The sequence below is a fragment of the Rhodococcus sp. P3_B8 genome, from assembly GCF_056402775.1.
In genome coordinates, this window is sequence record NZ_JBFUGT010000073.1 from 1 (window position 1) to 18,595 (window position 18,595).

An 18,595-nucleotide genomic window follows, 5' to 3' on the forward strand; every position below is an offset into this window, starting at 1 on the left:
CCGTCGCGGTGTGCGGCGGCTCCGGCGACTCGTACCTGGACGCCGTCTCCCGACTCGGCGTGGACGCCTACGTCACCGCCGATCTGCGACACCACCCTGCGGACGAGCACCTGCGCGCCGGAGGTCCGGCCCTGATCGACGTCGCGCACTGGGCGAGCGAGCAGCCGTGGTGTGACCAGGCCAAGGGCGTCCTCGACACCGCGTTCGGCCGCACACCGGAATGGCAGGTTCGGGTGTCGGCCGTACGGACCGATCCGTGGTCGGTCAGCGCGTCGCCGTCGTAGCGCCGTCCGGCCGAAACCCGTGATCCGCCGGGGTACGGTTGACACCCAGCAATCTGCACACCAGAACCCTTCACAGAAGACAGCAGGAGTTACCACGCGTGAACGTCGAACCACAGGTGCAGTCCAAGCTTCTCGACCTCGCCGGCGTCGATGCGGAGCTGTCGAGGATCGCCCACCGACGCACCGCGCTTCCGGAGCGCCAGGAAGTCGAGCGGCTCGAGGCGGAGCGCGTCACCCGTAAGGACGCGGCAGTGGCCGTCGAAATCGTCCTCGACGATCTCGACCGCGACATCCGCAAGCTCGAAGGTGAGGTCGACGCCGTCCGTCAGCGCGAGGACCGCGACCGCACGCTGCTCCAGAGCGGAACGGTCGGATCGAAGCAGCTCACCGAACTCGAACACGAACTCGGCAGCCTCGTCCGCCGTCAGGGACTGCTCGAGGACGAATTGCTCGAGGTGATGGAACGGCGCGAGGCGTCGCAGTCCGACCACGACCACGCCGGTGCGCAGCTGTCGCAGATCGAGGAAGACCTCATCGACGCCGGCCGCCGCCGGGACGACGCCGTCGCGGATCTGGACGCCGCCGAGCAGCGCTGCATCCGCGACCGCACGGCGCTGGCCGACCAGTTTCCCGCCGACCTGATCGCCGTCTACGAGAAGCAGCGCAGCCAGAACGGTGTCGGAGCGGCACTGCTGCAGGCCCGGCGCTGCGGAGCGTGCCGCATCGAACTCGACCGCGGCGAGATCTCCCGCATCACCGCCTCGGCGCCCGACGTCGTCGTGCGCTGCTCCGAATGCGGCGCGATCCTGGTGCGCACCAAGGAGTCGGGTCTGTGAGTGCCGGTCGGGTCGTCGTCGAGGCAGACGGTGGTTCGCGCGGCAATCCCGGGCCGGCCGGCTACGGCGCCGTGGTGTTCGACGCCGCCAACGGCACCRTTCTCGCGGAACGCAAGGAAAGCCTCGGGATCGCCACCAACAACGTCGCCGAGTACCGGGGCCTGATCGCCGGTCTCGACGCCGCCGCCGAACTCGGCGCATCCGAGGTGGACGTGCGGATGGACTCCAAACTGGTGGTCGAGCAGATGTCCGGGCGCTGGAAGGTCAAGCACCCGGACATGATTCCGCTGCAGCGCCAGGCGTCCACACTCGCCCGGAAATTCGATTCTGTGACGTACACCTGGATTCCGCGGGCGGAGAACGCGCACGCCGACCGCCTCGCCAACGAAGCCATGGACGCCGCCGCCGGCAATGCCGACGTCGAACCGGAACCGGCTGCCGTCCCGTCGGAGAAGACCACCCCCGCGGCACCGGGCTGGATGGACACGACGGGCGCCCCGACCCGGATGCTGCTGCTCCGGCACGGGCAGACCGCGCTGTCCGTCGACCGGCGGTACTCGGGTCGCGGGAACCCGGCCCTCACCGAGGTCGGTCAGGCCCAGGCGAACGGCGCGGCCGCCCGCTTCGCGGGCAACAACGGAATCGCGGCCGTGGTGTCGTCCCCGCTGGGGCGCGCGCAGCAGACCGCGACGGCGGCGGCGAAGGTGCTCGGACTCCCGGTCACCGTGCACGAGGGCCTCACCGAAACCGACTTCGGCGAGTGGGAGGGCCTCACGTTCCGGGAAGCTGCCGAGCGCGACCCCGAACTGCACCGCAAGTGGTTGTCGGACACGTCGGTGTGCCCGCCCGCGGGGGAGAGCTTCGACGAGGTGCGGGAGCGCATCCTGAAGGTCCGCGACGACCTCACCGCCTCCTACGCCGGCTCCACGATCCTCGTGGTCACCCATGTGACCCCCATCAAGACCCTGTTGCAGTTGGCGCTCGACGCGGGACCCTCGCTGCTGTACCGGTTGCATCTGGATCTGGCGTCGCTGAGCATCGCCGAGTTCTATCCCGACGGCGGCTCGTCCGTCCGCCTGGTCAACGACACCTCCCACCTGTGAGTACTTGTTAACCGCCCGCGGTTAACAAGTACTCACAGGCCCAGAGGGCAACGACCGCGGCGAGCAGGGTCAACGGCGTGGTCACCAGCGCGAGAACCGTGAACGTCCGGAGATCCGCGGGAGATCCGGCTCGCGCGGCCACGCGCCGCCACAGCATGATCGCGAGCGACCCCACGTAGGTGAGGTTGGGGCCGAGGTTCACACCGAGCAGCATCGCCAGCACGAGTCCCGTCGGAGCGTGCGGTCCGAGCGCTGCCAGCAGGAGCAGCGTGGCGGGCAGATTGTTCACCAGGTTCGCCGCGACCGCGGCGACGACGGCCATCGTGAGCAGCGCCGTGAACGACGTGTCGGTCGGCAGCCGCCCGGCGATCCATTCGCCGATCGGACCGTTCGCCACCCCGGCCACGACGACGCCGAGGATCAGGACGAACGCGCAGAACCACACGTCGATCGAATACACGATCCGTCTCACGCTGGTCCGGCCGTCGCGCAGGGCGACGACGCCCAGCACGATCGCCCCCGCCGCGGCCACCCACGCCGGTGCGACCCCGACGAAGCCGGACACCGCGAACCCCAGGAGTGTGGCCGCGATGATCGACAGTGCGGCGACCGGCGCCTGCGGATCACGTTTCGGCTCCGGCTCGGCTTCGGGCCGGACGAGGTGACGCCGGAAGAACACGCGGAACAGGATCAGTTCGACGACGATCGCCACCGCCCACGGCAGGGCCATCACGGCCGTGAAATGCAGGAAGGTCAACCCGGTCGCCGAGAACGCGATGAGGTTCGTCAGGTTGGACACGGGCAGCAGGGTCGACGCGGTGTTCGACAGGTGAGCCGTGGCGTACGAGTGGGGGCGCGGATCCATTCGCAGGGAGCGGGCCGTGGCGATCACCGCCGGTGTCAGCAGGACCACCGTGGCATCGAGACTCAGCACCGCGGTGGTCAACGCCGCCGCTCCGAACACGAGTGTCAGCAACCTCTTCGGATCCCCCCGCGCCCCGCGCCGCAACCGGCCCGCGATCCAGGTGAACACCCCCATGGCGTCCGCGAGGTGCGCAAGCACGAGGATCGCCGCCAGGAACCCGACGGTCGGGGCCATCTCCGACACTTCGTCCCAGGCCTCCGACGGCGTCACCAGGCCGGTGGCCAGGACGACGACCGCAGCCGGTGCGGCCGCGACGATCTCGGGCAGCCTGCGTGGGCGTACGACGGCGAAGACGAGGACTCCGGCGACCAGCGCCACCGCCAGAACTGTCACCGAGGGGTCACTTCAGGAGCTTGTGGAGGGTGCGCAGATTCCGGGTCGTGGTGAACGCCTTGAGCTTGGGAGCGCCCGTGCTCTTGCCGAACCTGCTCTTGAGCGTCATGCCCCGTTCGACTTCCCAGTACAGGACGCCGTCGCCGGCCTGCACCCGTTCGACCTCCGGATCCAGCTCGTCCTGGATGCTCAGAAGTGTGTCCAGGACCTCGCGTTCGGGCGTCACCAGCACGTACGGGTGCCATCCTTCTCGCTCGGGGTCGAACGGGTAGTCGTCGACGATCTTCCGGACCGTGTCGAGGTCGAGGACGAAAACCCAGGCTTCGTAGTGGAATTCGGCACGCAGCCCGGCTTCGATCTCACTCTTCAGTGCGGGGACGTCGTCACGGTCGGAATCGAAGAGCACGTTGCCCGACGCGAGAACGGTCTTCACGTTCTCGAATCCCAGATCGACGAAGGTGCTGCGGAGGTCGGCCATCTTGATGTTGATGCCGCCCACATTGATACCGCGCAGGAGGGCGGCGTATCGGGTCATGAACAGACCATAGTGCGGCGGCATGACACGTTCGCACGGACTGTAGGCTGATCGGGCGGACGAGTTGGCCGGGCGACCGCGGCACAGGGAACCAGCACTTCAGTGCACAGGCCCTGAGTCGAGGAAAGTCCGGACTCCACAGAGCAGGGCGGTTGTTAACGGCAACCCGAGGTGACTCGCGGGACAGTGCCACAGAAAACAGACCGCCGACGCCACATCCTCCGGGGTGCGGCGTCGGTCAGGGTGAAACGGTGCGGTAAGAGCGCACCAGCACCCCGGGTGACCGGGGTGGCTAGGTAAACCCCGCCCGGAGCAAGGTTGAAGGCCGCACCGTTTCCTCCGGGATCCCGGTGCGGCTGCGCAGGTGTTCGAGGGCTGCTCGCCCGAGCCTGCGGGTGAACCGCTCGAGGTACCCGGCGACGGTGTGCCCAGATGGATGGTCGCCACCCGGCGCTTCGGCGCTCGGGGACAGGATCCGGCTTACACGCCAACTCGTCCGCTTCACTCGTGCGCCGGTCGGCGAGGTCGGGAATCCGACTGGCGAGTAACAAACAGACCGGTTAGCATCTTTCCCGCATCGGCCCGACCGACCCGAATCGGGGTCGATGTCGGGGCCCGTCGCCCACGACCGTGGGCGATGGGGCCCCACTATCGGGGGCAATAGATGTTACTCGTGATAGCGGTAACATCTGTCCATGGACTTGCCCCACGACATCGCCGGCTCCGGCCCCACCCTGGTACTCGTGCACGGGGTGGTGCATCGCCGGCAGGCCTGGAACGCCCTCCTGGACCAGTTGACGCCCTACCGCCGGGTGGTCACCGTCGACCTTCCGGGGCACGGAGAATCGGCCGCACTCGAAGACGGCCCGGACATGATGGATCAACTCCTCGAGGAACTGAGCGGGTTCGTCCGCTCGGTGACGCCGGCCGGGGAACGCCCGCACGTCGCGGGGAACTCGCTCGGAGGCTGGCTGTCCCTCGCTCTCGCGGCCCGGGGAGAGGTCGCCTCGGCCACGGCCCTCTCACCGGCCGGCTTCTTCGTCAACCACGCCGACCAGGCACGCACCATCTACACGTTCCGTGCCCTGCGCGGACTCGCCCGGGCGATGGGTCCGAACGCTCCGAAGGCTCTGCGATACAAGGCCGTCCGTTATCCCTCGCTCGCCGCCTTCTTTGCCCGGCCCAGCCGGGTACCGTACGAGGACGCCGTGATCGACACGCACTCGCTCACCACGAACGCACTGGTCGACAAGGGGATGACAGCCAAGYTCGATCTCCCGCCGGTCGTCGACGCGACGGTTCCCGTCACCGTGGCATGGGGGCGGCGCGACCTGATTCTGCCGGTGTATCAGGCACGACGCGTGCGCCGATTCTTCCCGCAGGCGCGGATACTGGTCCTGCCCGGCATCGGGCACGTCCCGATGACCGACGACCCGAATCTGATCGGCACGATTCTGCTCGGCGGCAGTTCGGCGAATGCCGGCGACTCCCGGAACTGACCTCGGCCCTACCGCGCTTCGGCGACGACGACGGCGCCGAAACCGAACAGGACCGTTCCGGTGATCCGATCCAGGACCCGTCGCACCGACGGCTTCTCCAGCGTGGTGCGCGCCCGGGTCAGCAGGAGGCTGTACGCGCCGAGCCAGGCGATCCCGAGGAGCCCGTGAACCAGCACGAGCAACGCCAGGGTCGGGGCGGTCGGCCACCCGGGCGGAACGAGTTGCGGGAGCAGGCCGGTGTAGAACACCGCGATCTTGGGGTTCAGGAGGTTCGTCAGGAACCCGGCCCGCCAATTCGATCCCGGCGACGGAACGGGTGCCGGTTCGGCCGCGGCGGTGCGTTGTCGCGACCGGCTGCGCCAGAGGGTGGAGAGTCCCAGATACACCAGGTACATCCCGCCGACGATCTTCACGACGGTGTACGCCTCCGCGGAGGCGGCGAGCACCGCTCCGAGCCCGACGACGGTCAGCGCGCCCCACACCATCAATCCGGCGACCACACCGAATGTCGCCCGCAGCGCGGCGCCCCGTCCACCGGACAGTCCGGCGCGCGTCACCACCGCCATGTCCGGGCCGGGAATGACGGTCAGGAGCCCGAGCACTGCGAACGCGGTCACCACGACACCGATCATGGGGTCAGTATGTCGGGCGCGCTCAGCGCAGTGAAATCCACACCTGCGACTTGCCGAGCACCGCGTGTCCGTCGAACGTCACCGTCAGGTCGATCCGCGCGGTGCCCGCGGCCTCGTCGACCTGAGCGGCCTTCGCGACGACCTCGACGACCGCACCCTCGTCCGGGGCGACGATCACCGGCTTGGTGAAGCGGGCGCGGTATCCGGTGATGCGTGCCGGGTCGCCGAGCCAGTCGACGACGCACTGCGTCGCCAGTCCCAGCGTCAGCATGCCGTGCGCCAGCACACCCGGCAGTCCCACGGCGTCCGCGACGTCGTCCCGGTAGTGAATGGAGTTGAAGTCACCGGACGCCCCGGCATAGCGGACCAGGGATTCGCGGGTCACGTGGTATCGGGATTTGGCGACGGTGTCGCCGAGCATGATTCGCCCCGGGGACGTCATTCCTCCCCCCTGACGAACAGGGTCGACGTCATGGTGCTCACGTGATCGCCTGTGGCGTCGAGGATCTCGATGTCGGCGACGAGCAGCGTGTGCGGACCGCGCGACGTCACGTTCGTGACGGTGAGTACCGCGGAGAGTTCGTCGCCCGCGATGACAGGGCGGACGGACGTGGCGTGTTCGGTGCTGTGCACCAGGTTGACCGGCTCGATTCCCGACGTCGGATCCGCGACGAGTTGCGCCAGTGCACGTTCCTGCACGATGACGGGAAACGTGGGCGGGGCAACGAGATCGGTGTGACCGGCGGCGCGGGCACTGTCGACGTCGAACGACGTCGGGTTGGTGGCGAAGACGGCGCGGGCGAATTCCCTGATCTTCTCGCGGCCGACGAGGTAGGGCTCGGTCGGTGGGTAGACACGACCCTCGATCGCTGGATTCACTGCCATCAGGTCAGCCTAGAGACGTGCAGTCCCCTGGGCAGGGCGAAGCGTTCGGAGAAACGTCACGAATGTGTCGCGGGCGTGCCTGCCCCTTCACGGCGAAGCCCCCGCCGGACGTGTCCGGGCGGGGGCTTCGAGGTATCGACTGATCGATAGCCGTCAGACGGGATCGACCATCAGCAGTTGGGCCCAATAGGTGGCGCCTTCGGCACCGAGGTAGGGAAGTAGCTGATCAAAAATGATCGTTGACATGCTCGCTCCATTCTCTGTTCGGGCACTGCGCCGGGAAGGCGAGCCATCGGCACCGCACTGACCGGCGCCGGGGACCGTATCACCGGACAGGTCTCCGAGGGTAACAGTCTGAGCGTGATCCACAACCCCACACGTCCCACCGGTGCCACACTGAGGGAATGACTGACGAAGATCATCTCTGGTACTACAACGTCGACGACGGCACGGTCACGCAGGGGAAGGCGGCATCGTCGATGTCCCGGATGGGGCCGTACCCCGATCGCGCGTCCGCCGAGAAGGCGCTGCAGATCGCCGCCGAGCGGAACAAGGCGGCGGACAGGGCAGACGAGGAGTGGAACAACTAGCGTTGCGGAAAGGGTGTGCGTGAGGTGCCGATGAGTCGTTTCCTTGCGCGCGGAATCGATTTCGGCACCGTGCGCACCGAATTCCACCTGCCGGAGGGGTATCCGCCAGCGGCGGTCGCGCAGGCGCGGGCGGCGTCCGACCGGTACGCGTCCGAGCGGGAGGACCGCACCGATCTCGCGTTCGTCACCATCGATCCGCCCGATTCCCTGGATCTCGATCAGGCGCTGCATCTGGAGCGGACACCCGACGGATTCGTCCTGCACTACGCGATCGCGGACGTCGGCGCCGTCGTGGAGCCCGGTGGGGTGCTCGACGTGGAGACCCGCAAACGCGGGCAGACGTTCTACCTTCCCGACGGCAAGGTTCCGTTGCACCCGCAGGAACTCTCCGAAGGATCCGCGAGTCTCCTCCCGGACGAGGATCGCCCGGCGGTGGTGTGGCGGATCGAACTGGACGAATCGGCCGAACCGGTGTCCTGCACGGTGTCCCGTGCCACGGTCCGTTCCGTGGCGCGGCTGGACTACGCCGGTGTGCAGGCCGATGCGGAGGCGGGGCGACTGCATCCGTCGATCGCGTCGCTGCCGGAGTTCGGCCGGCTCCGCACCGCGGCGGCGGTGGCGCGCGGCGCGATCGAACTCCGTCTCCCCGAGCAGGAAGTGGTGCCGGACGGGGACGGCTGGCGCGTCGACCTCGCGCCTCGCACCGAGGCGGACGACTGGAACGCCGAGGTTTCGCTCCTCACCGGAATGTGCGCCGCGGCCATGATGCTCGACGCGAAGGTCGGGTTGCTCCGCACGCTGCCGCCCGCCGGGCCGGACGCGGTCGAGGCGCTGCGACGCACGGCGTCGGCGTTGGGGATCGACTGGCCGGAGAGCGTCGGTGTCGGGGAACTCCTGGCGCGGCTCGACCCGAATTCGGCGTCGACGCTGGTGCTGATGACCGAGGCGCCGTCACTGCTGCGGGGGGCGGATTACGCGGCGTTCGACGGCGCCCTGCCCGAATTGACCACGCACGCTGCCATCGGTGCCCCGTACGCCCACGTGACCGCGCCGCTGCGCCGGCTCTCGGACCGGTATTCCACGGAGGTGTGCCTCGCCGTCACCGCCGGAATGCCGGTGCCGTCCTGGGCGCGGGAAGCGCTGGGCTCGATGCCCGAGATCATGGTCGGCTCGGATTCCCTCGCGAGCAAGATCGACCGTGCCTGCATCGACCTCACCGAAGCGACCGTGCTCGCCGACCGGGTGGGGGAGACGTTCGACGCGACCGTGCTGCGGTCACGGAACGGCAAGCGCACCGCGGACGTGTTCGTCCCGTCCGTGTCCGTGATGGCGAAATGCGTGGGCGACCCGGCCGAGGGCGAACAGGTGAAGATCAGGCTCGTGTCCGCCGACGTCGCGAAGCGGACCGTCGAGTTCGGTTACCCCGCATAGCGGGTCAGTCGCGGAACCGGTCCGTTGCCTCGACGAGGTGATGCACGATGCCCGGTTCCATCGCGGAGTGTCCCGCGTCGTCGACGATCTCGAGCCGCGAATCCGGCCAGGCCCGGTGCAGCGCCAACGCACTGGTCGCGGGGCACACCACGTCGTAGCGGCCCTGCACGATCACGCCCGGAATGCCGTCCAGTGCGGCGGCGTCCCGGAGAAGCTGACCCTCGTCCAGGAACCCGCGGTTGTGGAAGTAGTGGTTCTCGATGCGGGCGAAGGCCAGCGCGAACCTCGGCTGGGACGTCTCCACCACCCGTTCCGGTTTGGGGAGCAGTGAACTCGTCGCACCCTCCCACGTGGACCACGCGACCGCGGCCCGCGTCGCGACGTCGGGATCGTCGGAGTGCAGGAGCCGGTGGTAGGCCTCGACGAGGTCGCCACCCCGCTCCGATTCCGGCACCGGCGCCAGGAACTCCTCCCACAGTTCGGGGAACAGGTGTCCGGCGCCGCCGTTGTAGTACCAGTCGATCTCGCTGCGGCGCAGCAGGAAGATCCCCCGCAGCACCAGCTCGGTGACCCGGTCGGGATGCTTCTGGGCGTAGGCGAGAGCCAGTGTGGAGCCCCACGACCCGCCGAAGACCTGCCACCGGTCGATGCCGAGATGGGTGCGCAGCAACTCCACATCGCCGAGGAGACGGTCGGTGGTGTTGACCGACAGATCCGCCCCATCGGCGACGTGGGGTGTGGAACGACCGCATCCGCGCTGGTCGAGCAGTACGATCCGGTACACCTGCGGGTCGAAGAACTGTCGTTGCGCAGGATCGGTGCCGCCCCCGGGCCCGCCGTGGAGGAACACCACCGGCTTCCCGTCGGGGTTGCCGCTCTGCTCCCAGTACATCTGCTGTCCGTCGCCGACGTCCAGATGCCCGAACTGGTACGGCTCGAGCGGCGGGTACAAGGTGCGCAGCTGGGTCACGTCGGCCTCAGAACCCGATCAGGCCGGACGCCAGATCGGGGATCTCCAGCGCGGTTACCGCCTCCTGCCGGATGCCGGGGCAGGCCGCCGTCGTGATCACGTCGATCCGGCCCCGGTCCTGCAGGAAATCGAGCGCGTCGAGGTTGTTCTGCGCGATCCAGGTGCCGACGAGACCGTTCAACCCGGTCTTGCCGATGGTCGGGGTGTAGGTGCGCCAGCTCTGCAACTGACCTTCGAGGTCGGTGCACAGCTGGGCGGCCTGCGCCTCGGTGACGCCACCTGGCACGAGGGCGGTGCCGGGAACCACCGTGGTGGCCGGTGCCGGGGGTGCGGTGCTTCCGGGGGCGGGTGCGGGGCCGGGGCCGGCGCACCCCGTGACGACCGCCGCGGCCGCCACCGTCCCGGCCGCCATCACGGCCAGGCGGTGACGCCGTCCGGTGCCGTGCACGTGTCGCTGTCCCATGAACATCCCCTCGAGTGTGTGCCGGCCCGGTGAGTCGAGGACGACCTAGAAGCTGTGCTCTTCCGCCGGGAACGTTCCGGCGCGTACCTCGGTCGCGTATGCGGCGGCCGCGTCACGCAACTCGTCACCGACGTTACCGAAGCGCTTGACGAACTTCGCCGTCTTGCCGCTGGTGTAGCCGGCCATGTCCTGCCACACGAGGACCTGGGCGTCACACTCGACGCCCGCTCCGATGCCCACGGTGGGGATGGTGAGCTTGCGGGTGACCTGGCCTGCGATCTCGGCGGGCACCATCTCCATGACGACGGAGAACGCGCCGGCCTCCTGCACGGCGATCGCGTCGGCGACCAACTGCTCGGCGGCGTCACCGCGGCCCTGCACGCGGAAACCGCCGAGCGAGTTCACGCTCTGCGGGGTGAACCCGACGTGGGCCATGACGGGGATGCCTGCCGCGGTGATGGCGGCGATCTGCGGCGCGACGCGCTCGCCGCCCTCGAGCTTGACCGCGTGCGCCAGCCCCTCCTTCATGAACCGGGTCGCGGACGCGAGGGCCTGCTCCGGGGAGCTTTCGTAGCTGCCGAACGGGAGATCCGCCACCACGAGAGYGTGCGGCGCACCGCGGACGACGCCGCGAACGAGGGGGAGGAGTTCGTCGATCGTGACCGGGACGGTGGTCTCGTATCCGTAGACGACGTTGGCGGCCGAATCGCCGACGAGGAGAACGGGAATCCCGGCTTCCTCGAAGATGCGGGCGCTGGAGTAGTCGTAGGCGGTGAGCATCGCCCAGCGTTCACCCTCGGCCTTCATGGCCTGCAGGTGGTGGGTTCGGGTCTTGCGCTTGGGAACGTCGTGCGATGGTGCTGATCCGTAGAGCCGATCTTCTGACGTGCTCGCGGACGACTTGCTATCGGACATCGTTGTCCCTTTCTGGCCTCGAGGCCCTTGACGGGTCCCCGGGTGCGGGTGATGACGCCTACAGTCTGCCACCGGCCCGCGGGGGAGCGAAGGGCTCGCGCGGGTGCGATAGGTCACACCCCCTGACTGTCCTCTGACCTGCGGGAAGGACTGCCGGCGTGGAACCCCTGGCACGATCGTCCTATGTCGAAGAGTGCTCGGGTACCGGCCGCGTTCGCGGGGTGCATCGCCGTCGTCCTTGTCGTCGCAGGCTGTGCGGGAGGCGGTCGGGACGCCGGTGAGGCCGTCGCCGAACCGTCGGCGGCCGCGGCGGCTCCGGCCGGACCGATCCCGGCGGGGCTCGAGGAGTTCTACACGCAGCAGGTGCAGTGGGGTTCGTGCGAGGGGTACAGCACGGACGGGTCTCCACTCGGCGACACTCTCGACTGCGCGAAGGTGACCGTGCCGAACGACTACGCGAACCCCGGGGGCGCCACCGCTCAGATCGCCGTGTCCCGGTCGAAGGCGACCGGCGACAAGGTCGGATCGCTGCTCGTGAACCCCGGTGGCCCGGGGGCGTCGGGGATCGGGCTGGCGTCCGTGGCCGACGGCACCGAGATCGCGGAGCGGTTCGACGTCATCGGTTTCGATCCGCGCGGCGTCGGCGCGTCCACCCCGCAGGTGACCTGCCTGACCCCGCCGGAGGTGGACGCGAGACGCAAGGACGACGACGTCGACATGAGTCCCGCCGGAATCGCACAGACGGAGGCCGAGAACCGCGAGTACGCGGACAAGTGCGCGGAGCGGACCGGTGTCGACGTCCTCGCGCACGTCGGCACGTACGACGTGGTGCGGGACATGGACGTCATCCGGGCGGTGCTCGGTGACGAGAAGCTCAACTACCTCGGCTACTCGTACGGCACCCGGCTCGGCTCGACGTACGCGGAGACGTTCCCGGGCAACGTGCGCGCGATGGTCCTCGACGGTGCCCTCGATCCCGAGCAGGACCCGACGGAGGAAGTGATCCTGCAGGCGGCCGGATTCCAGTCCGCGTTCGACGCGTTCGCCGCGGACTGCATGCAGCAGCCGGACTGCCCGCTGGGCACCGACCCGGCGCAGGCGAACGCGAGGTTCCGGGCGCTCGTCGACCCGCTGATCGACAAGCCGGCCGCGACCACCGACCCGCGCGGACTCAGCTACACCGATGCGATCACCGGCGTCCAGCAGGCCCTGTACTCGCCGAATCTGTGGGGCCCGCTCCGCGGCGGTCTGGAGAGCTTGCAGACGGGGACCGGTGATTCGCTGCTGATGCTGGCCGATCTGTACGAGGGGCGCGCCGACGACGGCACGTACTCGAATCTCAACGACGCCTTCAACTCGATCCGCTGCATGGACGATCCGCCGGTCACCGACCGCGTGGTCGTCGGGGAGGCGGATGTGCGGTACCGCCAGGCGGCGCCCTTCCTCGACGACGGCCGGGGCACCGGCAGTGCGCCGCTGGACGTCTGCGCGTTCTGGCCCGCGCCGAACACGGGCGCGCCGCACACGGTGTCGGCGCCCGGGATCCCGCCGGTCGTCGTCGTGTCGACGACCGAGGATCCGGCGACGCCGTACCAGGCGGGCGTGGATCTGGCGAAGCAGATGAACGGCTCGCTCGTCACGTACCGGGGCACTCAGCACACCGTCGTTCTCGACGGCGAGGCGTGCGTCGACGACGCCGTTTCGGACTATCTGGTCGACCTCGCGGCGCCGGCTGCGGACCTGACGTGCTGACCCACGCCTGTGACGGGATCGACCGAGGTGCCCGCACGCTGGCACGATGCGGATTCCGGCAGAGTCGAATCAACGAAGTAACACAGATTTAACGAACTTTGCTTACTCTCGCGGACATGGATCGCCAAAAGGAATTCGTGCTTCGCACCCTCGAAGAGCGCGACATTCGGTTCGTCCGATTGTGGTTCACGGACGTTCTCGGATACCTGAAATCGGTGGCGATCGCCCCCGCGGAACTGGAAGGTGCCTTCGAGGAGGGCATCGGCTTCGACGGATCCGCGATCGAAGGCTTCTCCCGGGTGTCCGAGGCGGACACGGTCGCAAAGCCGGACGCGTCCACGTTCCAGGTGCTGCCGTGGAGTTCGAGCAAGGGGCATCAGCACTCCGCCCGCATGTTCTGCGACATCGCCATGCCCGACGGTTCGCCCTCCTGGGCGGATTCGCGGCACGTGCTGCGCCGTCAACTGAACAAGGCGAGCGATCTGGGCTTCAGCTGCTACGTGCACCCCGAGATCGAGTTCTTCCTCCTCGAGAACGGGCCGATCGACGGCACGCCGCCGAAGCCCGCCGACTCCGGCGGCTACTTCGACCAGGCAGTCCACGACTCCGCTCCCAACTTCCGCCGGCACGCCATCGACGCACTCGAATCGATGGGCATCTCCGTCGAGTTCAGCCACCACGAAGCGGCCCCCGGCCAGCAGGAGATCGACCTGCGGTACGCGGACGCCCTCTCGATGGCCGACAACGTGATGACGTTCCGCTACGTCGTCAAGGAGGTCGCGATCGCCGAGGGCGTGCGCGCCACGTTCATGCCGAAGCCGTTCAGCGATCAGGCCGGCTCGGCGATGCACACCCACATGAGCCTGTTCGAGGGCGACACCAACGCCTTCCACAACCCGGACGATCCGATGCAGTTGTCGGAGACCGGTAAGGCGTTCATCGCCGGCATCCTCGAGCACGCCAACGAGATCAGCGCCGTCACCAACCAGTGGGTGAACTCCTACAAGCGGCTGATCCACGGTGGCGAGGCCCCGACCGCCGCGTCCTGGGGTCCCTCCAACCGGTCGGCGCTGGTCCGCGTCCCGATGTACACGCCGAACAAGGCGTCGTCGCGTCGCGTCGAGATCCGCAGCCCAGATTCGGCCTGCAACCCGTACCTGACGTTCGCGGTGCTCCTCGCCGCGGGTCTACGCGGAATCGAGAAGGGCTACGAACTTCCGCCGGAGGCCGAGGACGACGTGTGGGCGTTGACGTCGGCCGAGCGCCGCGCCATGGGCTACCGGGAACTGCCCGGCAACCTCGACGGCGCGCTGCGCGAGATGGAGAAGTCGGAGTTGGTGGCCGAAGCACTCGGCGAGCACGTGTTCGACTTCTTCCTGCGCAACAAGCGTCGCGAGTGGGAGGAGTACCGGAGCCACGTGACGCCGTTCGAACTCAAGACGTATCTGGGGTTGTGAGCAAGAGCATGGTGAAGCCTCCGGCAGCGCGTTCTGCCGTTCCCGGTCCGGGTCGTCTGGGTCTCGTCGAGCCGACCGCTCCTTCCGAACTCCGCGATCTGGGGTGGGTCGGTGAAGACAGCATCGAACTGCTCTGGTCGTTGTCGCGGGCCGCGAACGCCGACCTCGCCCTCCGCACCCTGGTGCGCCTGAAGGACGGGCTCGGCGAGGACTGGGCCGAACTCGATGCGGCGCTCCGTACCGATAAGGGCCTGCGTGGCCGGCTGTTCGGTCTGTTCGGTGCGTCCAGCGCGTTCGGCGACCATCTGGTCGCGGATCCCGCGTCGTGGAAGATCCTCGCCGGCGACGTCCGGCTCCCGTCGAAGAGCGAGGCGACCGCCACGATGATGGCCTCGGTCGGGGCCGAACCCGAGGAAGGCACTCACCGGGATGCCAACCTCTACCGGGCGAAGGTCACCGGACCCGATGCCATCGCGGCGCTGCGCAAGACATACCGCGACGAGCTGATGCTGCTCGCCGCCGTCGACCTCGCGGCGACTGTCGAGAACGAACCGGTACTTCCGTACCAGACGGTCGGGCATCAGCTGTCCGATCTGGCGGACGCCGCGCTGAACGCCGCCCTCGCGGTGGCCGTCGCAGCCGTGTGCCCGGACGCCCCCTGTCCCGTGCGGCTGGCCGTCATCGCCATGGGCAAGTGCGGTGCCCGCGAACTCAATTACGTCAGCGACGTGGACGTGGTCTTCGTCGCCGAACCCGCCGACGCCACCGCCAGCCGGATCGCGGGCGAGATGATGCGCATCGGCTCCTCCGCCTTCTTCGACGTGGACGCCGCGCTGCGGCCGGAGGGCAAACGCGGGGAACTCGTCCGCACCCTCGAATCCCACGTCGCATACTACAAGCGCTGGGCCAAGACCTGGGAGTTCCAGGCGCTGCTCAAGGCCCGCCCGATGATCGGCGACGCCGCGCTCGGACAGCAGTACGTCGACGCCCTCAGCCCGATGGTGTGGACCGCGTCGGAGCGTGAGGACTTCGTTCCCGAGGTGCAGGCGATGCGCCGCCGAGTCGAGGAGATGGTTCCGCCGGAACTCCGCGAACGCGAACTGAAACTGGGACGCGGAAGTCTGCGCGACGTCGAGTTCGCCGTCCAGCTCCTGCAACTCGTGCACGGGCGCGCGGACGAGGCCCTGCACGTCCAGAGCACCATCGACGCGCTGACCGCTCTCGCCGCCCGCGGCTACGTGGGTCGCGACGACGCCGCGAATCTCGCTGCGTCCTACGAGTTCCTGCGGTTGCTCGAGCATCGGCTGCAGTTGCAGAAGCTGCGGCGTACACACACCCTCCCACCCGCCGACGACGAGGAGGCGCTGCGCTGGCTGGCCCGGGCGGCGCACATGCGGCCGGACGGCAGCAAGGACGCGCTCGGCGTTCTCAACGCGGAGATCAAGCGCAACTCGCACCGCGTGCGGCGGCTGCACGCCAAGTTGTTCTACCGGCCGCTGCTCGAATCGGTGGCGCGCATCGACAAGGAGGCGCTGCGGCTGAGCCCGGACGCGGCCATCCGCCAGCTGGCGGCGCTGGGTTACACCGCCCCGGAGAACGCGCTCGGGCACCTCACCGCTCTGACCAGCGGCGCGTCCCGTAAGGGTCGCATCCAGGCGCTGCTGCTGCCGACCCTGCTCGAATCGCTCGCCGACACCCCGGATCCCGATGCGGGTCTGCTCGCGTACCGGCGGCTGTCGGACGCGATGACCGATCAGACCTGGTTCCTCCGGCTGCTGCGTGACGAGGCGTCGGTCGCCKAGCGGCTGATGACGGTGCTGGGATCCTCCGCCTACGTTCCCGACCTGCTGATCAAGGCGCCCGACGTCGTGCGCCTGTTCGCGGATTCGCCGGCCGGACCGCGACTGCTCGAGTCGAAGCCGGAGGACGTCGCGCGCGGCATCCTGACGGCGTCGGCACGCCACGACGACCCGGCCCGCGCGATCGCCGCGGCGCGGTCTCTGCGCCGCTACGAGCTGGCGCGTATCGCCTCCGCGGACATCCTCGGCATGCTCGACGTGCAGGGCGTGTGCAAGGCGCTGTCGTCCGTGTGGGCGGCGGTGCTCAATGCCGCCCTGGCGGCGGTGACCAAGGCGAGCGAGAAGGAACTCGGCACGCCCGCTCCCGCGACGTTCACGGTGATCGGCATGGGCCGGCTCGGCGGCGGCGAGCTCGGCTACGGCTCCGACGCGGACGTGCTGTTCGTCTGCGAGCCGCGCGAGGGGATCGACGAGACCGTCGCCGTCAAGTGGGCCAACAGCATCGGCGACAAGGTGCGGGCCCTGCTCGGCGCGCCCAGCACCGATCCGCCGCTCGAGGTCGACACGGGCCTGCGCCCGGAGGGCCGCAGCGGCCCGATGGTGCGCACCCTGGCGTCCTACGAGGCCTACTACGCGCAGTGGGCGCAGGCCTGGGAGATCCAGGCGCTGCTGCGCGCGCATCACGTCGCGGGCGACGCCGATCTGGGGCTGCGCTTCCTGCACATGATCGACAAGACCCGCTACCCGGAGGGCGGGGTGTCGGAGCAGGCGGTCCGCGAGATCCGGCGCATCAAGGCGCGGGTCGACTCCGAGCGGTTGCCGCGCGGCGCCGACCCCGCGACACACACCAAGCTCGGGCGCGGCGGCCTCGCCGACATCGAATGGACCGTGCAGCTGATCCAGCTCCGGCACGCCCACGAGATCGAGTCGCTGCACAACACGTCGACGCTCGAGACGCTCGACGCGATCGGCGCGGCCGAGTTGCTCAGCGAGTCCGACGTCGAATTGCTCCGTGACGCGTGGATCACCGCGACGAAGGCGCGCAACTGCCTCGTGCTCGTCCGCGGCAAGGCCACCGATCAGCTGCCCGGTTCGGGCCGGGTGCTGTCCGCGGTCGCGCAGATCGCCGGCTGGGGTGGCGGCGATGCGGGCGAGTTCCTCGACAACTACCTGCGGGTGACCCGACGGGCCAAGGCTGTGGTGGAGAGAGTCTTCGGGGAGTGATCGCCACCTGGGGGGTGCGGGCACTGACGGCCCTCGGGTGGCTCGCGGTGCTCGTCGGCGTGTGCGGTGTCGTGCTGAGATTCCTCGACGTCCAGAACCAGCGCCTGCTCGTGCTGGCGTCCGCGGCGCCGTACCTGATGGCCGTTGCCGCGGTCGGGGTGCTGTTGCTCGGAATCACCCGGCACTGGATCGGTTTCGGCGTGGCGCTGACGGTGGCCGCGGTGGCCACCCTGTCGCAGGGCCCGCTGTACGTCGCGAACAGTTCGGTGACGGCGTCCGGGCCGGAACTGACGGTGATGCAGGCCAACATCTGGCTCGGCAACGCGGACGCCGACTCCCTCGTCCGGCAGATCCGGGACCGCGACGTCGACGTGCTCACCGTCAACGAACTGACACCGGAGGCCGTCGACCGGTTGGTGGCCGCGGGAATCGAATCGACCCTGCCGTTCTCGTTCCTCATGCCCGGCAGCGGCGGCGAGGGAACCGGGATCTGGAGCCGGTACCCGCTGACCGACAAGGTCCACCACTCGGAATTCGTCCTGTCCGCGCTGTCGGCCCGGGTGGGACTTCCGGACGGTGCGAGCACGGCACTGTATGCGTTCCATCCGGTTCCACCGTGGCCGTCGGATCCGTCGCTGTGGTCGCGCGAGATGGACCGCATCAAAGCCGTTCTCGACGCCGTCCCCGCCGACTCGGGACCCGTGATCGTCAGCGGCGACTTCAACTCCACCCGCGACCACGTGAAGTACCGCAACCTCGTGACCGGACGCTACCGCGATGCCGCCGACCAGGTGGGTGCCGGAATCCAGAACACCTATCCCGCCGACCGGCAGCCGTTGCCGCCGATGATCGCGATCGATCACATCGTCACGAGCGGAGCGCAGGCGCAGTCCGTGGAATCGGTGGTGCTGACGGGTTCGGATCATCGCGGCCTGATCGCGAAGATCGACCTCGGCAGCTGA

At 68.9% G+C, this 18,595-nt stretch carries 18 protein-coding genes and 1 other RNA gene; 11 read left to right on the forward strand and 8 right to left on the reverse strand.

Going from position 1 to position 18,595, the window contains the following annotated elements; translation table 11 throughout:
- The 3 genes from AC1D1G_RS21980 to AC1D1G_RS21990 form a co-directional block, all read left to right on the forward strand.
- Positions 1 to 284 (forward strand): Nif3-like dinuclear metal center hexameric protein (locus AC1D1G_RS21980; protein ID WP_477953669.1); only part of this gene is annotated, 284 nt, incomplete at its 5' end.
- Positions 285 to 382: 98 nt separating this feature from the next.
- Complete coding sequence (locus tag AC1D1G_RS21985) at positions 383 to 1,120, forward strand: zinc ribbon domain-containing protein (RefSeq protein ID WP_283352595.1); 738 nt, start codon at positions 383 to 385, stop codon at positions 1,118 to 1,120.
- Positions 1,117 to 2,223 carry a bifunctional RNase H/acid phosphatase gene (locus AC1D1G_RS21990; RefSeq protein ID WP_477953670.1) on the forward strand — a complete coding sequence of 369 codons (1,107 nt, stop codon included), beginning with the start codon at positions 1,117 to 1,119 and terminating at the stop codon, positions 2,221 to 2,223. The genes AC1D1G_RS21985 and AC1D1G_RS21990 overlap by 4 nt, the downstream gene beginning before the upstream one ends.
- A 7-nt stretch (positions 2,224 to 2,230) precedes the next feature.
- On the opposite strand, the gene AC1D1G_RS21995 is transcribed toward AC1D1G_RS21990, so the two are convergent.
- A complete protein-coding gene (locus AC1D1G_RS21995) occupies positions 2,231 to 3,481 on the reverse strand; it encodes an SLC13 family permease (protein WP_283352593.1) in 1,251 nt (416 codons plus the stop codon).
- Between the two features lie 7 nt (positions 3,482 to 3,488).
- Positions 3,489 to 4,040: a DUF1697 domain-containing protein gene (locus AC1D1G_RS22000; RefSeq protein WP_477953672.1), complete on the reverse strand. Its 552-nt coding sequence runs from the start codon at positions 4,038 to 4,040 to the stop codon at positions 3,489 to 3,491.
- A 36-nt stretch (positions 4,041 to 4,076) separates the two neighbouring features.
- Here AC1D1G_RS22000 and rnpB point away from each other — a divergent pair.
- Together rnpB and AC1D1G_RS22010 are read left to right on the forward strand one after the other, a co-directional pair.
- Positions 4,077 to 4,515, forward strand: an RNA gene (gene rnpB / locus AC1D1G_RS22005) — RNase P RNA component class A.
- Positions 4,516 to 4,711: 196 nt separating this feature from the next.
- Positions 4,712 to 5,515: an alpha/beta fold hydrolase gene (locus AC1D1G_RS22010; RefSeq protein ID WP_477953673.1), complete on the forward strand. Its 804-nt coding sequence runs from the start codon at positions 4,712 to 4,714 to the stop codon at positions 5,513 to 5,515.
- Between the two features lie 8 nt (positions 5,516 to 5,523).
- Here the strand turns inward: AC1D1G_RS22010 and AC1D1G_RS22015 are convergent, their stop codons facing one another.
- From AC1D1G_RS22015 to AC1D1G_RS22025, 3 genes are read right to left on the reverse strand one after another with little or no spacing between them, the layout of a single operon-like run.
- Positions 5,524 to 6,147, reverse strand: a complete 624-nt coding sequence (locus tag AC1D1G_RS22015) for a LysE family translocator (protein WP_283352592.1) — start codon at positions 6,145 to 6,147, stop codon at positions 5,524 to 5,526.
- 22 nt (positions 6,148 to 6,169) lie between these two features.
- Positions 6,170 to 6,589: a MaoC/PaaZ C-terminal domain-containing protein gene (locus tag AC1D1G_RS22020; protein WP_280784833.1), complete on the reverse strand. Its 420-nt coding sequence runs from the start codon at positions 6,587 to 6,589 to the stop codon at positions 6,170 to 6,172.
- Positions 6,586 to 7,032 carry an FAS1-like dehydratase domain-containing protein gene (locus tag AC1D1G_RS22025; RefSeq protein ID WP_280784832.1) on the reverse strand — a complete coding sequence of 149 codons (447 nt, stop codon included), beginning with the start codon at positions 7,030 to 7,032 and terminating at the stop codon, positions 6,586 to 6,588. The genes AC1D1G_RS22020 and AC1D1G_RS22025 overlap by 4 nt, the downstream gene beginning before the upstream one ends.
- Positions 7,033 to 7,436: 404 nt before the next feature.
- Between AC1D1G_RS22025 and AC1D1G_RS22030 the strand changes: the two genes are divergently transcribed.
- Together AC1D1G_RS22030 and AC1D1G_RS22035 are read left to right on the forward strand one after the other, a co-directional pair.
- The gene (locus tag AC1D1G_RS22030; protein ID WP_009473817.1) at positions 7,437 to 7,622 is read left to right on the forward strand and encodes a hypothetical protein; all 186 of its coding nucleotides are present in this window, start codon (positions 7,437 to 7,439) and stop codon (positions 7,620 to 7,622) included.
- Positions 7,623 to 7,652: 30 nt separating this feature from the next.
- A complete protein-coding gene (locus AC1D1G_RS22035) occupies positions 7,653 to 9,053 on the forward strand; it encodes an RNB domain-containing ribonuclease (protein ID WP_283352591.1) in 1,401 nt (466 codons plus the stop codon).
- Between the two features lie 4 nt (positions 9,054 to 9,057).
- Here the strand turns inward: AC1D1G_RS22035 and pip are convergent, their stop codons facing one another.
- The 3 genes from pip to panB are packed head-to-tail and all read right to left on the reverse strand — an operon-like array spanning position 9,058 to position 11,401.
- Positions 9,058 to 10,023: a prolyl aminopeptidase gene (gene pip, locus AC1D1G_RS22040; RefSeq protein ID WP_283336598.1), complete on the reverse strand. Its 966-nt coding sequence runs from the start codon at positions 10,021 to 10,023 to the stop codon at positions 9,058 to 9,060.
- A gap of 7 nt (positions 10,024 to 10,030) precedes the next feature.
- Positions 10,031 to 10,492: a hypothetical protein gene (locus AC1D1G_RS22045; protein ID WP_283336599.1), complete on the reverse strand. Its 462-nt coding sequence runs from the start codon at positions 10,490 to 10,492 to the stop codon at positions 10,031 to 10,033.
- A gap of 39 nt (positions 10,493 to 10,531) precedes the next feature.
- Positions 10,532 to 11,401, reverse strand: a complete 870-nt coding sequence (gene panB / locus AC1D1G_RS22050; protein WP_477953675.1) for a 3-methyl-2-oxobutanoate hydroxymethyltransferase — start codon at positions 11,399 to 11,401, stop codon at positions 10,532 to 10,534.
- 183 nt (positions 11,402 to 11,584) lie between these two features.
- Here panB and AC1D1G_RS22055 point away from each other — a divergent pair, with 183 nt between their 5' ends.
- The 4 genes from AC1D1G_RS22055 to AC1D1G_RS22070 all read left to right on the forward strand — a co-directional run bounded on the left by AC1D1G_RS22055 (position 11,585) and on the right by AC1D1G_RS22070 (position 18,595).
- Positions 11,585 to 13,153 (forward strand): alpha/beta hydrolase, encoded by a 1,569-nt coding sequence (locus AC1D1G_RS22055; protein ID WP_283352590.1) that lies wholly within the window; start codon positions 11,585 to 11,587, stop codon positions 13,151 to 13,153.
- Positions 13,154 to 13,269: 116 nt separating this feature from the next.
- Positions 13,270 to 14,610 carry a type I glutamate--ammonia ligase gene (glnA, locus tag AC1D1G_RS22060; protein ID WP_005247775.1) on the forward strand — a complete coding sequence of 447 codons (1,341 nt, stop codon included), beginning with the start codon at positions 13,270 to 13,272 and terminating at the stop codon, positions 14,608 to 14,610.
- Between the two features lie 8 nt (positions 14,611 to 14,618).
- Positions 14,619 to 17,633 carry a bifunctional [glutamine synthetase] adenylyltransferase/[glutamine synthetase]-adenylyl-L-tyrosine phosphorylase gene (locus tag AC1D1G_RS22065; RefSeq protein WP_477953676.1) on the forward strand — a complete coding sequence of 1,005 codons (3,015 nt, stop codon included), beginning with the start codon at positions 14,619 to 14,621 and terminating at the stop codon, positions 17,631 to 17,633.
- Positions 17,630 to 18,595: an endonuclease/exonuclease/phosphatase family protein gene (locus AC1D1G_RS22070; RefSeq protein ID WP_317567660.1), complete on the forward strand. Its 966-nt coding sequence runs from the start codon at positions 17,630 to 17,632 to the stop codon at positions 18,593 to 18,595. The genes AC1D1G_RS22065 and AC1D1G_RS22070 overlap by 4 nt, the downstream gene beginning before the upstream one ends.

Excerpts from the sequence above, each read along its gene's own strand:
- AC1D1G_RS22035 (WP_283352591.1), top strand. The coding sequence starts at position 7,653 with ATGAGTCGTTTCCTTGCGCGCGGAATCGATTTCGGCACCGTGCGCACC.
- AC1D1G_RS22015 (WP_283352592.1), bottom strand. The coding sequence starts at position 6,147 with ATGATCGGTGTCGTGGTGACCGCGTTCGCAGTGCTCGGGCTCCTGACC.
- AC1D1G_RS22000 (WP_477953672.1), bottom strand. The coding sequence starts at position 4,040 with ATGCCGCCGCACTATGGTCTGTTCATGACCCGATACGCCGCCCTCCTG.
- glnA (WP_005247775.1), top strand. The coding sequence starts at position 13,270 with ATGGATCGCCAAAAGGAATTCGTGCTTCGCACCCTCGAAGAGCGCGAC.
- AC1D1G_RS22055 (WP_283352590.1), top strand. The coding sequence starts at position 11,585 with ATGTCGAAGAGTGCTCGGGTACCGGCCGCGTTCGCGGGGTGCATCGCC.
- AC1D1G_RS22025 (WP_280784832.1), bottom strand. The coding sequence starts at position 7,032 with ATGGCAGTGAATCCAGCGATCGAGGGTCGTGTCTACCCACCGACCGAG.
- AC1D1G_RS22045 (WP_283336599.1), bottom strand. The coding sequence starts at position 10,492 with ATGTTCATGGGACAGCGACACGTGCACGGCACCGGACGGCGTCACCGC.
- AC1D1G_RS22030 (WP_009473817.1), top strand. The coding sequence starts at position 7,437 with ATGACTGACGAAGATCATCTCTGGTACTACAACGTCGACGACGGCACG.
- AC1D1G_RS22020 (WP_280784833.1), bottom strand. The coding sequence starts at position 6,589 with ATGACGTCCCCGGGGCGAATCATGCTCGGCGACACCGTCGCCAAATCC.